The sequence below is a fragment of the Marinobacter daqiaonensis genome (assembly GCF_900115285.1).
Taxonomy (GTDB): domain Bacteria; phylum Pseudomonadota; class Gammaproteobacteria; order Pseudomonadales; family Oleiphilaceae; genus Marinobacter; species Marinobacter daqiaonensis.
On record NZ_FOYW01000001.1, the window covers coordinates 1,723,887 to 1,737,799 of the forward strand.

Consider the following 13,913-nt stretch of genomic DNA (forward strand, 5'->3'; position numbering starts at 1 on the left):
TAAAAGTATAACCAATCCTGCACCATTCAAAAACGATACAACGAAGCGCTGGCAGAACAGGCACCTCCACCCATACTTGAAACAGATCACATTTTTTAACTGGTCAGGTGGGATTATGTCCGTAAGAAGCCTTCTTTTACTGTTCGTTATTTTAGGGTTGCTCAGCGGCTGTCAGAGTTGGCGTCCGGAAAAGATGCCCCCCACTGCCTCTCTGCCCCAAACCAGTGAATTCGGCGTTGTTGAAGTGCGCTATTGGGAAAATCTCAATATCCGCTCTGTCAGTGACCTGATCAGTCTACCGGCCTACCCCGATAACCCGGACATAGTGACAGTCCTCAACGAGCTACAAAGCCAGGTGAACCGGGGAGACAATTACGGGTCCCTGGTCCGCGGCTTTGTCGTTCCTCCCACCACTGGAACCTATCAGTTTTTTGTGACCGGCGATAATGAGACCCAATTCTGGCTCAGCACGGATGAAACTCCGGGAAATGCCGAGATGATCGCCCTCATGCCCGGAGCAGCCGCACCTGGAGAGTTTGACAAGTACAATTCACAAAAATCGACACCACGGGAACTGGTCGCGGACAATCGTTACTATTTCGAGATCCGTCACGTGGAGCGGTCAGGAGGCGATCACTTCGCTGTATCCTGGGAAGGGCCGGGGATTTCCCGCCAGATCATAGGCGGCAATTCGATTGCCTCTCTGGGCCAGTCTCCCTACGAGCAGATCGGCGAGGCCAGTCAGGAGGACATAGAGACGGCTTACGCTCTGGGCTATCGAGTCGGCTTTTTTGACGGCACACAGGGGCTGCAGTTTGGCTCGCAATATCCTCCCCTCGACATGGATCAGGATGGTCTTTACGACAACTGGGAAGTCTATTACGGCCTTGACCCCAACGATCCGACTGACGCGACCAGCGATCAGGACAACGATCTTCTGACCGCCCTCGATGAGTTCTGGCTCGGCGCCAGCCCCACAAATTCTGATACGGATGGCGACGGTATACCGGATGGCGTGGAGTTCGCCAACGAACTCGACCCGACGGATCCGACAGACGCGCAAGGCGACCTCGATGGCGACGGCGCGACTAACCTGGAGGAGTACCGGGCCGGGACGGGGATGAACGATGCCACTGAGGTTCCGGCCATGGCCGAGGCTGGAACGGACTATGTTTCCGGTTTCGTGGGCCAATACTTTCTCGGCACCAATTTCGACCAGTTTGAAATGACACAGGTCGAGAGCGATGTCGATTATCGCTGGGGCCGGGGCGCACCTGCTACCGGAATGCCATCGGATGATTTCAGCATCCGATGGGTCGGCATCTTCACGGCACCCCACGACAGCGGGCAGCGGCAGTATCTGTTCCAGACCGTTACCGACGATGGCGTTCGGCTCTACCTGGACGGCGAGCTAGTTATCAATGAGTGGCGAGGTCAGGGGGCCACCCCGTACAGCACCACCAGGACTCTGGATGCGGGCGAATCCGTTAGGATAACCATGGAATATTTCGAGGGTTGCTGCGGCGCGACAGCGCAATTTGTCGTGCTGGACCTCAGCACCGAGGAGGAGCTGCCCTTGGCGCAGGTGGTATCCTCACCGGATCCTGAGCTGGCCGCAGAGGGGGTATTTGACTCTGATGACGACGGCATTCCCGATACCTGGGAAGTTGCTTATGGTCTTGACCCCTGGAACCCCGACAGCGCCAACACAGTAAACAACCAAGGTGTCTCCAATCTTCAGGCGTACCAGAGCGGCGTCAGTCCCTGGACACTGGAGCCCGTCGAAACCGGTGAGGCCGTCGCGGCGACACCGGAACCGGAGGAAACCGCACCGCCCGAACCTGGAGAGGTCACTCTTTCCTGGACCGCTCCGTCCACCCGGGTCGATGGCTCTACCCTGCTGGAAGCCGACATTCAGAGCTATGAGGTGGTGTATGGCCAGAGCCCGGAGGCGATGACGAACGTCCATACCGTGCCTATTGGGCAGACCAGCACCACAATCACCGGTCTTGAACCTGGAATCTGGTACTTCTCCGTGCGCACCATCGCGGAAAGCCCGGGACCCCTCACAGACCCGATCCAGTATGCCGTTGAATAGCCGACTTCTCCCTTAGGGCCTCCCAGCTGGGGGGCTTATCACGCTGTTCGGATAAAGAAAAACTCCCAATAGCTCCTGATATTTCATATGTAGAGAAAACTTTCTGAGAGTACCTTACATATTGCGCATGGCATGAATTCGCGCCACCATCTTTTCAGGACATGGAACAGACAAAGACGGACATCGGTTGCACCGGCTGGTTGACACCAATTACTTCCTTTTGGCGAAAATACCGCTCACGGTCAGCAACAAAAAACTCGATACCATGGGGCCGGAGGAATTCCTTGCCCACTTCGTCTCCAAAGTGCACGGTAGTACTCCAGAAGCCCCACATGACCCTCTGTATGAAGAAATAGGTAATCACTACCCAGAAAAAACCCAAAGGATCCCACGCGGGCCCCATCGCATGAACGAGTTCTCGGGCATATTTCTCCGCATAACATCCATCGGCTCTATATTCTCGACAGCGTAGCTTCCCTTGGAACGTCACGATCGAGGTAGCGCCGTGTCAAATCTCGCATGATCCACTGCAGGAACCAGTAAATATAGCGGCCCCATCGACTGACAGGCCGGCTATCAGCACACGGCCACTCCTGACAAACAACACATCGGTCACTGGCAACCAAGCCATGAGCGACACCTCTTCCAACAGAAAAATTGCTACCATTATCACGAGCCTGAAGTACCGATTATCTACCGAAGTCAGAAGAATGACTCGGAACATGACGCTCTGATTTCACCTCGCCGCTGGTGCAAGCAAATCGCTTGCAGACTAACGTGCAGTGTCCTAATCTAGTGAACAGAACTCTCTAAGGATAGCGAAATGAAAATGTTAATAAACAGATTTATAGTTCGACATTTCAGAGACTGGCCATTAATTTGGAGAGTCATCCCCTTAATTCAAATGAAAAGCAAAGAATTTTCGGGTAAAGATATTCCCAAAACTGTGGGTACCCGGTACGGCTTTAGAATGAATGTCAACATTGGCGATTTTATTGGAAGACATATTTACCTTCATGGTCATTATGAGAATTATGTATCGCGTACCTTTGAAAAAACACTTAGGCCTGGAAACAATGTTATCGACATAGGCGCCAACATTGGTTATTTCTCTTTGCTGTCTTCATCAATCGTAGGCGAAAAAGGTAAGGTATTCTCATTCGAGGCTTCTCCTTCAATTTATAATAAGTTACAAAACAATCTAGCTCTCAATAAATCAAACAATGTTTATGCCACCTCTTGCGCGATAGGCGACGAAGAAGGGGAAGTGGAATTTTATGAAGCTGACGATTCACATCTTGGCATTTCCTCACTGCGAGATTTAGGAGAGCAAACGTCGCAAAAAATCCGCGTAAAGATGATAACTATTGATTCTCGCATCGATCAATTTCCCACCATAGACCTAATCAAGATAGATGTCGAAGGTGCGGAGATGAAAGTATTAAAAGGCATGGAATTACTTATTGATAGAGACCTTCCATTTATCATTCTTGAGGTAACAGACCATATGCTTAAAGAGCTTGGGTCAAGCAAAAATAATCTATTGGATTGGTTAAAAGGTAAAGGCTACGATCTATACCAATTGACAAATGATACAATCGCCCCCATCTCGGGTGATAAAATACAATTCAATGCAATGGCAGTCCCATCAAAGAAATCACACTTAGTTCAGACGTTCGCCTAATTTCGCAAAGGATGTAACCGGAGCATAAACCACACGGGAATGGCTACAGACTGGCCCTGGGCAAAAATCGGAAAAAGAGCCCAAATTCTCGTTTAACTCAAAAGGCTTGATTGTACATTCGGCAAGGTTATCAAAACGAGAAAGTGCCGCTATTAGGGGATCGAAAGTCCCTATGTCGGCGGCTCGATTCCGCCTCCGGGCACTGCCTGTCTTGCCAGGTGTACCTAGTGGCAACTGGCAGCAATAACCAATTTTTAACGAATCGGTAACAATAGCTATAATTAAGATACACATAGGCTAACAATCTGGAACAGAAGGACTTTTCCTGAACGGCTGAAACGGCCCCGCTCTTGCTGCGAAGTCAGAGCCCACCCCACCCTCTTTTCAGCGCGCTGGAAACTGCGTACTGTCTCGTCTCCGAGTCCACCTTCCAGCGCGAAACAAGCGTCTCGCAGAGGTGGCTGGCCACCAGACGGGGTAAGGAAGGAACTGCTACCCAGCACCGCTCTGTTTTCTGGCAGGCGATGCGACTAGACTCAGCTGACCTTGAAGCAGCCACCCAGTGCATCGCGGACACAATGGCATTTGCCAGTTTTAAAAACATGTAATCAGGCGTAATAAATGCTTTTTTTTTGCATTATAGAGAAAACGTCTTATTCAACACTGTTACAAACCTACTGTGAAAAAAACACAGCCCGGACTAGAATGAGGGATATAAGTCAGGCGACGGTCTGATTCGGATTGTTCAATTTTTTCGCCGAATCAACGACGTACGCACGACGCAGCGAAGCGTAAGGGGACGATAGCCGGGCACGGACATGCGATCTAACGTTACAGGATGGTGACGATTTGATGTGAAACAGTTAAAAGGTTAATTCAGTCACACAGCCTCACTGAATGACGCTTTACAGTTTTGCAACCAACAGTTCCAAATGAGGGTCTTTTATGACAGCGTCCAACTCCACACTATGCAGGTATCTGCTGGCGATGTCTATCGGACTGGTGCCACTAGCCACTCAGGCCGAGATATTGTTCGAGGAAAACTTCGACGATCAGCCCGACTACACCACAACCCTGCATACCACGGACACCGTGCAGGTAGCGGCCCAGGGTTATACCATTCCTCAGGACTGGACAGCTGTTTACCAGGGAACCGAGTGGTCACCGGAATTGGGCTTTCCGAATCAACATGCCTCTCACGAAATCCTGGCCAGAAATTCCGACAAAGCCAGAGGGGAGACAGGTAAGTCAATGGTAAATTGGCGGGAATCGGTAACCCAAGATAGCGGACGAATCCGATGGAATTCAGATAGCCAGTTAATCAAAGCTCCTATCGACGCGAACAATCCTGGAGGCACCGAGGAATTATACGTTGAGTTCTGGATTCGTTTTTCCGAGAACTGGTACCAAAGAGGACCATACGATGGGGGTTGGATGACAAAGATCTTCCGCGCTGCAAGCTGGACGCCAGGCGGAAACATGTTTAGCGGCGGCCAACGAGATTTGGGTCCCATGTTCTACTGGGATTATAAAGCCGACAATTATGGCCTAAGGAATGTAACGGCATACCGTGGAGGCCCCCCTGCCAATGCATCGGGAACAGATAACTATAAAGTTTCCAGCGTAGAATCGTTTGGCGAGTCCGGCAACTATAACGCTTTGGATATTGCAGGCGAGGGTGTGGGAGGAACGGATCCCCAGCTTACTGATCAGATACACGGCGGCCTGCTCGCTGAGACCACAGATCTGGTTAGCCATGAAATGCTTTTCGGTCCCCCCACACATTGGACGAAGGTCGCCTTTTACTTGAAGATGAACTCAGCCCCGGGCGTTCCCGATGGAGTCCTGAGCCAATACATCAACGGCCACCGGATCAAGCATCACGACAATATTCCGTGGGTCGAGACCAACGAACAGAACATGATGGTTAAATGGAACCACTTCTCTATCGGTGGCAACGATTATTTTGCGCCAAAACCTAATGAAGAGAAGTTTGAAGACTGGTACGCCATCGACGACCTCGTTGTTATGTCCCATCTTCCTGAGTCACTGCAAATAGCAACTCCGAAACCCAGCCCCCCCTCCAATCTGGCTGTTCAATAGGCCAATAGGCCAATGGGTTGCCGGACCGATGGCATACAGGCGCTCTGATTTTTTCAGAGCGCCTGAACTCATGCCTGGCGAGTCTCAGGAAAACGGCCATAGTCGATTAGTCCCTTAACAACCCCAAGCGACCGACTGCCCAGATAAAGGCAATCAAGGACATACACTGGCATAAGAGACTTCAGGCCGACGGCAATACTTGGTTTCGCCCGAAGCATCCTTTTGGCACTGAGAATCGCCGGCATCGTGAGCAGCAATGCCGTCAACCCCAGCGATACGGAAGGATACGCAATGACACTAATCACCAATGCAGAAAGCAACACCAGGAAAGATAGCGCCAAGTAAAAAACCGGATCTCTAACCGATTTCCTGATGTTTCTGATGTAATTCTCAGCATGCCACACCTGCCGCCTCGAAAAGGCACCGACTGTTTTGGCATTACCCATGTGAACAACGGACAGTTCTTTACGGATCGATATTGTCAATCCCGTCGATTCAAGTGATTGTGAAAGCTCTGTGTCTTCTCCTGAGCTGACATCCTCCCTGAAGGCGCCAGTATCGAGAAAGTCGCTTTTCCATATAAAAATGCAACTCCCCATAAGATCTTTCTGCTGTCGCGTGTTTTCACCATGATCGTTAAGGAGCCAATACTTTTCGACCCAGGTAGGATTGTCGCCAGATTTCAGCCCCCCGCCAAACACATGACCTGGATTCTTTTTCAAAAGGTTCACACCGTTCTCTATCCAGCTTTTGTCGAAGAGACAGTCCGAGTCGGTACAGATGAGAATTTCTCCCCGCGCCTGAAACGCGCCATGATTTCTGACCGCACCAACATTGACGCCAACCTTCTCCAGAACCTTGTCAGCATACCGCCTGGCAATCGTCACGGTGTCGTCCTCTGAACCATTGTCCACCACGATGATTTCATAGCTATCACGGGGATAGGACTGGTCCGTCAGGGACATCAAACATTGTTCAATGGATTCTTCCTCATTCAGGGCAGGAATCACGATCGAGCAGAAGGGGGTATTAACCATGGCTGTGAACCACCACAGCCGGTCTCGTGAAGGGAAGCATCTTTCTCATGAAGAATTTCGCCTTCAATGAGGTGTCCCCCTTAAGAAGGTTAGCGAAAAAGTACTTCAGCTTTCTGACTTGCTCGCCCGCCATATCATCGCCCAGATCATAGAGTCTGGCCTCCGGGGATACAGCAACCGGAGCATGAACGGGCGTGGGAAGACATCCATTACGCTCGATGGTTACTGGATGAACCTGCGCTGTGACAGGTTCATTCTCAAGCTGAACATCCAGTATTCCGGTTTTGAGGAGCCGTTGATCCCAGCACAGGTCGAACACGAAATTGCCGAGGGAAGGGGCACAAACTGTTTCGCCTTCCTGCCATACCTCATAAAAGAGGTGCGGATGACTGCCGATAATCCCTCGCACACCCGCCTGACTCAATTCACTGATCAGCTCCCGCTGGTAGTCCATAGGGACGGTGGATGACTCCAAACCCCAATGCAGCATGACAAACAGGTGATCGACGTTTGGCACCGAGGCTTTTACTCTTTCCAAAAATTCGGTGTCGAGCCTCTGATAGCTTACCTGTCTCTTATCGGTGTTATCTGGAACGTCGGACGCGGCCAGAAAGCCCAATGTTTTGCCCCCGACCTCCAGAACAGTCAGCTCCTGCTGATTCAGCCCGACCGCCTCGACGCCGGCTTCCGTGAGGGCGCGGACCGTCTCGTCGAACCCTTCTCTCCCGTGTTGCACCGTGTGATTGTTTGCCACCTGCAATACGCTGAAACCGACTTCCGAGAGGAGTTTTGCGTGCTTTGGGTGTCCTCGCAACACAACCCGCTCAGGATCATCTGGGTCAAAGTTGTGGGTGGTAAGAGGCGCCTCCAGGTTACCCACAACCAGGTCAGCCTGGCCAAACAATTCCCTCACCCTTGCGAAGACATCGGAATGCTCAAGATAGGTACCAGGGCCATGGCCAAAGGAGGTGTAGTATTCTCCAAGGTTAATGTCGCCAACAAACATGATCCGCATAACATTCCCTTTCTAAGTAACGGCTCTTCCAAAACCCCGCTTCCCCCCGGTCAGCCCTTTTACCGGTAGTAATTCTGAACCACCATTTTATACTTCCCGTTGGCTTCCGGCGGAATATCGTCGACAAACTCAGTGGTTATTTTCAAGGACTCCCCGAGCATTTTTTTCAGTTCCCAGATCATGAATTTTTCGCCTTCGGGGTTAAAGTCCGGTCGCTTCACCAGTTTGACCCGAACGGCATCGGCACAGTCCTGAATGATCTGGGCATTTTTGATGCCCTCCAGATATTCAAAGGCTATGGCAATGGCCGCGGTGGGAACCTGCTTGTCGCCGTTGGCAATAATAGCGCCGACCTTCCCGTGTAATTGCTTGAGAACGGCGGTTTCACGGCCACACTGGCAGGCCTCATCGGCCACTTCCCCAAGATCACCGATCCTGTACCGGATCAACGGCATGGCGTCATTCAGGAGCGTTGTGACGATCAACTCACCTTCACCTTCCCGGCGTAACTCTCCTGATTCGGTCAGCACTTCGACAATGCCGTACTCTGGTTCAATATGCATCTTTCCATACTGGCACTCGGAGGCAAAGACGACGGATTCCGCTGATCCGTACTGATCAAACACACGGCAGGCGAACGCTTTTTCAATGGTTTTCCGATGGAAGTCGGAAAAACTTTCGGAACTGGTACTGACTCCCGTCAGCTGGAAATTCAGGTCAACCTCATTGTTAACGATGTACTCAGCAAGCCGGTAAATGCTCAGCGGATAACCTTCGATTATTTTTGGCTGAAACTCGTTCAGTTTTCTTACATAGTGGGGAAGGTTTTCTTCACTCATATGATATGAGGAAAATACGAGCTGCCGATCCCTGGCGTTGTAACGCCAGAACGGAGGGGCGTCGTCGTCAGGTTCCTGTATCTTGCGACCGACGAACGATGCCTTTCTGTCTCCGATTTCAAAATCCATTCCGCGGTAGAACGACTGCCAGAATGCATAGGTCTTCTGACGAATCGCCTTGGAGATACAGACCTTCAAAGGGCTTGCGGAACTGCCGCCGGTATACAGCGCGATCAGGTCGTCGGGTTTGTACTTCTCGTTAACAAACTGCTCACCATGGAGGGCGACCTCCTGCCGCTCAAGCAAGGGAAACGCCGATAACTCTGGCCGGGAAATATTCAGGTTCCTGTAGTAGGGAACGTTTTCCATGGCGTTCTGGAGAGTTATGGTCAACTGATCTTCAACAATACCGGCCATTTGGTCGGCAGGTTTGAACTTGTTCTCTTCCAGATGGCGCAGATACGAGGAGTACACGCCGCCATAACGGCGCTGGTGTTCAAGCACTCCATAGGTACTGACCAGGAGGTTCTGTAGCCATACAGGGGATGCGAGGTATAGACGTTCCGGCAAGTGACTCTTCATATTTCATCCTTGGGCAACTGCTCATCGTCACCAAATCGGTTCCTGACCTGCCTGGCCGGATTTCCAGCCAGAATGGCGCCTTCCACACCTTCATGTTTTACCAGAACACTGCCGGACGCAAGTATGCAATGATCAGCGATGTCCGCCATGACAATGGCACCGTTACCGAGCCAGCAGTCCTCACCGATGCGGATCTTCTCATAGTGGCCGCCCTGCTCCTGAATCGGCCGCCCGGTATCGGCGAAGTCGTGCTGGCGGCTGCCACTGAGAACATGGACGCCGCTGCCAATCAGGGTGTTCTCACCAATCGAGCACATACCAATATTGCACTGGGGCCCGATATAGACGCCCTTGCTTATCGTGGTATTCCGGTGTGACAGAACGGTCAGAAAACCGACTGAGATCTCATCAGATGTGCCTTGGCACGCCAGTCGATAAAAGGAAGCCCGCAGGTAGATCCCGGTCTTGCCGGGAATCAGACTGAAGGCCTGGGAAAACGACTGAAAGGTGCCATCAGCGTTGCCTGCCAGACTGAGCAAACGATACACAGCGTAAACCGGAAGCACGAGGATCAGGAACAGAGACTTCACGAATCGTTTCAGTAGCGTTCGCAAGTTCATGTTCGATCCAGTCGGGCATCAAGCCATGCCTTTTCCCGGCCCGGCCGAAACGTCCGGATGCCCCGCAACAGGCGTTGCGTCATCCGGGCCATCAGTGTGGCCCAGGTCAGCCGGGGCTCGCTCAGGGTCAGGCTATCCATTTCCCCATTCAGGTTATCCGCCGTTGTCGAGCCGGTGGCCGGTTCCAGATGTTGGGGCCCGTAATTCTGCATCAGAATGATCAGGATTCGAGCGTACCGGGCCTCGTCACTCGCCTCGAGCCGGTTGCAGACGTAATCCAGCCATTCAGTGCCTTTCGCATAATACGCCTCTGCGTCAGAGCCGCTAAGGTTCGCCGCCTGAAACATCAGCATGGCCTTACGCACGTCCTGGGCAACCCAGGTGTCATTCGCAAACTCGAGCTGATCCGGATCCGCCAGGAAAGGCCGTTCATGGGCCTTCATCCACTCGGCATACCGGAGGAAGGAGCGGAGAGCATACCGATAGGGCTCATCCTGCTCGCCAAGCTCATCTTTCAGAGCAATATAGCGGACAATGCTTGCCAGCAGAATCAGGTAGGACCAACCAGTTTCCACATTCAGCAGGTCGCGCTCATCGATATTGTCGTTGGGGTGAATGGTGTTCCTGATAACCGCTTCGGCCTGCTGTAGCCAGCCATGTTCCGGCTGTAACAACCAGGCGTCGAGCAAAGCGTTCAGGTAGTTGCCGGTACCGCGGGTAAACGGGTAGCGGTGAGCCAGGGGCTTCTCTCCCCTGGTCAAGGCCCGTAATTTCGGCAACTCGTTCTTCTTCAGCGCCAACAGCTGCTCCAGAAGCCCCCCCTGCCCCTCATGGGCGGAAGTCATCCACCGCGCCAACTGCAGCACTGCGTCACGGGACGACTCAGCACCCGTAAGGTAATAATGATAGAGCAGACCAGTGGTGTAACAGTGCTCTGAAGCGGGGCCGCCCCCCGTCTGACCGGGCGTGGAGCTGGTGTCGTTGTGGCGGGTAAACGTTCGATGGGTGGCGGTATGGGCATCCAGATAATGATCCGTATGCCAGAACAGCCCTCCGTTATACTCTGCCCGATCTTCCTGCGTATGGTAGATATCAATGTCTGTCACATGCCTGGCAAGATCATCCATCAGCTCAAACCAGCGCCGGTCACCGGTCAGGGCAAACTGCCGGGCGAAACCGTATATGGCATCGTATTGATTGTTGTAATGGGAGATCAGCGGTGCCTCACCGGGCTCCTGGTAATGCGTTTCGTGGTCGGCGAACACATCTCCGAAGTTCCGCCAGCCATACTCGTCAATGACCTCTCGCTTGGCAAAGAAATTCCAGGGGCCATCCAGACCCTGCCGGATAAGGGCGTCCAGAGCCCCCGGTGCCATGCCCGACCTGAACCATGGGAACGCTCCTGTCCGTTCGAAATGTGAGGAGTCAATAACCGGAACCAGCGGTGCCTGCGTCCAGAGCAGTGCGTCCGGATCGTCACCGTAATGGAGGTAAGCGGTCTGGGTTTTCCTTTCTCCCCCTTGCAGCTCGTAGGGCCCTGCGGTGTCCGCGGGGAAGAGACCAAGGGTAAGGCGATTGGCGTCAACCGAAAGTGACGAAGGGAAATTCTGCCAGAACCGGCCGATACTGGCCTGGACACTCCCATCCCGGCCCGTCAGGCCTGCTACCGGTGTGGCGCGCTTGCCACGGGAAACGCATTGGTCCCCAGAGCAGACCTGGTAACCGCAAAACCGGACCGAGCTTTCACCAAGGGCGTCATTGTGGTTGGGACTGCCCCAGTTCTCGCCACCACTGGAATCCTGGTAAAGCGTCAGACCATCGGCGGAGTCTTCCACCGGGGCATCATGAATCTCTGGTCTCAGCCAGACTCTATCGCTACCTGGATTCATGACTTCGATTTCTAGAGACCTGAAATGGACAGACCCGGGGTCGCCTAAATCCCAAAGACCGCCGGAATGCTGGGCCCGTTTCGGGTTGTGGACGCGGGTTTCGACCGAAACCGTGTCGCAGTTGGCAAGAAAATATAGATAGCATTCAAAGCGAGCCAGGAGAGAGCCGTCGGCTCTATACCAACAGCCCTCAGCTCCCAGGGTCAGCGAAAGTTCGCCCTGCTGCCTGACTTTCCAGCCACCGGCCAGTCTGGCGTGACACTCTTGGCCATCCTTATCTGTAAGGACTATCTCATGATCCTTACAGCTCCCATTGGTCGTGTTCTGTTGAATTGACCATCGAAGGCCATTCAGTTCGACTCGAGCTTCAAACGTGTCGGTATTTACAAGCACAGCGGTCGTTGTCGACTTTATGCGAACCGGTGATATCGCGGCATGACCGGAAGTCGCGGAGTCATGGCAACGGAGATGCAATGTCAGTTGCTCACCGGCTTCCATATCCAGCACGACGCACACCCGAAGCCAACGGGGGCTCCCGTCTTGCCAATAGGCTATCGAGTCAGCCTGACAGGGTACCGGCATGCCGGTTTGGGGGTTGTAGAGTACGAAACTGCCGCTGGAATTCCCCTGCCCTTTTTGCACAGGAATTCCAAAGTGCACAACCTCGCCTTTGCGTGCAAGGCCGCGGTCTTCCTTGATATGAATGGCTATGGGTTCCATGTGCTGCCTGGTGCCTGACTCCAAAACTCCATTGATGACCAAGGATACTGCCTCCGGGCAGGAACATAAAGTGGCTTCTCTCCTCAGAAAAGGAAGACCACAGTACGCTGGCCAGAGAACCTAAAACGCCCTCCCCAAAATGATCTTCACGGCAGTCCCGCTTTTGTGTTAGTTTCACATATACTATTTTCGCAGTCCGGGCTCATTGCCGAATAACACGAAATCGTTTATAAAATAGCTTCCGCCCCAAACACTTATAAGAGACCAAGGTATCAAGACTAGTCCGCAGGCTTCCACGCAAGAAACAAACCTGGGATCTCGGCGATATCGCTGTCAACGAACAAGTAGGACTGAGAACCATCTTTTGAAAAACACCGGAATAGTTGAAAAAATCCGTTCAACCAGTATTTGAAAGTCACCCTCAGCCGCATTTACACAGAAAATATCCGATCATGGAGAGACAGGAATGAAACCAAATTTTTTTATCATTGGCGCGGCTCGATCAGGGACCACAAGCCTGTACCTTTATCTTGAACAGCATCCAGACATCTACTTCTCGGACGTGAAGGAATTGAATTTTTTCTCAAATCCAAGATTCTGGTCCAAGGGCGTCAAGTGGTATGAGTCAAGATTCAGGCCCAAGAAACACGTTAGTCGAATCGGAGAAGCCTCTACAAGCTATACACGCGCACCTTTTTTCAAGGATGTCCCTAAGGAAATTTCCAATTACGCTCCAGATTCTAAGCTGATCTATATTGTCCGTAACCCAATAGACAGATTCATTTCACATTATTTACACCGAGTTCAGCTTGGCCAGGAAACACGGGGAATATCGGAAATCATCCCCAACCTGGAAAATGAGCCATTTGCATGGCAGGGTCGATACCACTACCAGCTTGAACAATTCCTGAATTTTTTCAAGGATGATCAGGTCTGCGTTATATCAATGGAGAATTTGAAACAGTCGCCGGAAGATTTGATGAAAAAAGTTTTCCAATTCCTTGAGATTGATGATCAGTTCTCGGTAAAAAAATCAGGCACTGTCTTTAACGCCAACCAAAATACCACAAGAAAATCAAAACTGGGGTTAGCGCTACTTTCAATTTACAGGCGAAACCTTCGCCAGAGAGCCCTACCTTACAGATTGAAGCGAATGATTGAATCTACCGCTGAGATCGGATCGACAAAAATCGAAAAGCCGATACTAAGCAATGAAGAGTATGAGGCTTTACGGGACTTCTACGAACAAGACTCCGCTAAGCTCCATGAAAAATTCGGAATTTCTACTCAGCACTGGTTTAAACTGCCCACTGAAAGCTGATGGCC

Annotated in this window: 9 protein-coding genes and 1 pseudogene; 4 read left to right on the forward strand and 6 right to left on the reverse strand. The window is 51.9% G+C overall.

What is annotated here, in order from left to right; genetic code table 11:
* Positions 1–193 precede the first annotated feature (193 nt).
* The 3 genes from BM346_RS07910 to BM346_RS07925 all read left to right on the forward strand — a co-directional run bounded on the left by BM346_RS07910 (position 194) and on the right by BM346_RS07925 (position 5,885).
* A complete protein-coding gene (locus BM346_RS07910) occupies positions 194–2,098 on the forward strand; it encodes a PA14 domain-containing protein (RefSeq protein ID WP_167812619.1) in 1,905 nt (634 codons plus the stop codon).
* An 823-nt stretch (positions 2,099–2,921) separates the two neighbouring features.
* A complete protein-coding gene (locus BM346_RS07920) occupies positions 2,922–3,782 on the forward strand; it encodes an FkbM family methyltransferase (protein ID WP_092010539.1) in 861 nt (286 codons plus the stop codon).
* Positions 3,783–4,727: 945 nt separating this feature from the next.
* Positions 4,728–5,885, forward strand: coding sequence for a hypothetical protein (locus BM346_RS07925; protein ID WP_139229922.1), 1,158 nt, complete (start codon positions 4,728–4,730; stop codon positions 5,883–5,885).
* Positions 5,886–5,953: 68 nt separating this feature from the next.
* On the opposite strand, the gene BM346_RS07930 is transcribed toward BM346_RS07925, so the two are convergent.
* The 6 genes and pseudogenes from BM346_RS07930 to BM346_RS18465 all read right to left on the reverse strand — a co-directional run.
* On the reverse strand, positions 5,954–6,922 hold the full coding sequence (locus BM346_RS07930; RefSeq protein WP_092010545.1) for a glycosyltransferase family 2 protein: 969 nt from the start codon (positions 6,920–6,922) through the stop codon (positions 5,954–5,956).
* Positions 6,915–7,937: a CapA family protein gene (locus tag BM346_RS07935; RefSeq protein WP_092010548.1), complete on the reverse strand. Its 1,023-nt coding sequence runs from the start codon at positions 7,935–7,937 to the stop codon at positions 6,915–6,917. Before BM346_RS07935 ends, BM346_RS07930 begins: the two co-directional genes overlap by 8 nt.
* A 59-nt stretch (positions 7,938–7,996) precedes the next feature.
* Positions 7,997–9,358, reverse strand: a complete 1,362-nt coding sequence (locus BM346_RS07940; RefSeq protein WP_092010551.1) for a phenylacetate--CoA ligase family protein — start codon at positions 9,356–9,358, stop codon at positions 7,997–7,999.
* The gene (locus BM346_RS07945) at positions 9,355–9,978 is read right to left on the reverse strand and encodes an acyltransferase (protein ID WP_092010554.1); all 624 of its coding nucleotides are present in this window, start codon (positions 9,976–9,978) and stop codon (positions 9,355–9,357) included. Before BM346_RS07945 ends, BM346_RS07940 begins: the two co-directional genes overlap by 4 nt.
* Positions 9,975–11,867 (reverse strand): hypothetical protein, encoded by a 1,893-nt coding sequence (locus BM346_RS07950; RefSeq protein ID WP_139229923.1) that lies wholly within the window; start codon positions 11,865–11,867, stop codon positions 9,975–9,977. Before BM346_RS07950 ends, BM346_RS07945 begins: the two co-directional genes overlap by 4 nt.
* Positions 11,868–12,350: 483 nt before the next feature.
* Positions 12,351–12,587 (reverse strand): annotated as a pseudogene (locus tag BM346_RS18465) (RIFT barrel domain-containing protein); the annotation flags it as partial.
* Between the two features lie 466 nt (positions 12,588–13,053).
* Between BM346_RS18465 and BM346_RS07960 the strand changes: the two are divergent.
* On the forward strand, positions 13,054–13,908 hold the full coding sequence (locus BM346_RS07960; protein ID WP_092010563.1) for a sulfotransferase family protein: 855 nt from the start codon (positions 13,054–13,056) through the stop codon (positions 13,906–13,908).
* Positions 13,909–13,913: the final 5 nt, after the last annotated feature.